Source organism: Paraplanobispora siamensis (assembly GCF_016863175.1).
GTDB lineage: Bacteria > Actinomycetota > Actinomycetes > Streptosporangiales > Streptosporangiaceae > Planobispora > Planobispora siamensis.
Window position 1 is genome coordinate 1 of sequence record NZ_BOOJ01000157.1, and the last position, 762, is coordinate 762.

Consider the following 762-nt stretch of genomic DNA (forward strand, 5'->3'; position numbering starts at 1 on the left):
GGCCGCGGCAAGCGCTGGACGACGCCGGCGCCCGCACTGTCGTGGTCTCCATTGCCGACGGCGAGATCCAGGCGCGCGACCACGACCTCGAAGACGCCGGCACCTTCACGGTGGACCGGCTGGTCGGCGAGGTGTCGGTCGACGACTATGAGGCGCTGCTCCTGCCGGGCGGGACGGTGAACCCGGACAAGTTGCGCATGGAACCCGCTGCGGTGCGCTTCGTCCGGGACTTCGTCCAGTCGGGCAAGCCGGTCGCTTCGATCTGCCACGGCCCGTGGAACTTCGTCGAGGCCGACGTCGCGCGGGGCCGCCGGCTGACCTCGTGGCCGAGCGTGCGCACCGACCTGCGCAACGCCGGGGCCGAGGTGGTCGACGAGCCGGTCGTCACCGACGGCAACATCACCACGAGCCGGTCGCCCGACGACCTGCCGGCCTTCTGCGAGCGCATCGTGCAGGAGTTCGCCAAAGGCCCGCACGCCGGCGCCGCTGCACACCGGGCCTGACCTCGCCCAGGCGCCGTCGCACCCCGCCTGGCGTCGTCCGGCCGTCAGCAGGTCCGGTGCGGCAGGTGAAGCCCGTCGTGGACGGCCATCCAGACCACGTACACCTTTCATGCCTGAATGCGCTGGCGTCATCGGTTTCGTCAGGGGCAAGGGACGGAGGAGGCGGGGGGCGTCAGCAGACCGGGGGCCGCCTGCGGCGTACGCACATATCACCCCAACCTGTGTTAGTAAGACGGTGTCCTAGATGGTGAGCTTGAGG

At 70.5% G+C, this 762-nt stretch carries 1 protein-coding gene; it reads left to right on the top strand.

The genetic code is table 11. The annotated features are described in order from the left end of the window. Positions 1-503: type 1 glutamine amidotransferase domain-containing protein (locus Psi01_RS43000; RefSeq protein WP_204069974.1), on the top strand; the 503-nt coding region annotated here is incomplete at its 5' end. Positions 504-762 lie beyond the last annotated feature (259 nt).